Annotated in this window: 1 protein-coding gene; it reads right to left on the reverse strand. The window is 55.9% G+C overall.

The features are described 5' to 3' along the window. Window positions 1–220 (reverse strand): hypothetical protein (locus FFM73_RS12890; protein ID WP_171001306.1); only part of this gene is annotated, 220 nt, incomplete at both ends.

Genomic DNA, 220 nt, shown 5'->3' on the forward strand with positions numbered 1-220 from the left:
GCTCGTTTTACCCGTCGTTGGATCAGTCGTTGGTGTCGTCTGCACGACGGCCACCGTCTTATCGCCGTCCGACCAGTTCTTAGTCACTTCAGTCACGGCACCGCTGCCATCGACCTTCGTGGTGGTGGTCCCACCTTCAGGATCCGTGGTCGTGATCGTGTTGTAGTAGCCATCCTTCGTCGTTGATACCGGTTCAGCTACCTTAAAGAAGGAACTGCTG

The organism is Secundilactobacillus hailunensis (assembly GCF_005405185.1).
GTDB lineage: Bacteria > Bacillota > Bacilli > Lactobacillales > Lactobacillaceae > Secundilactobacillus > Secundilactobacillus hailunensis.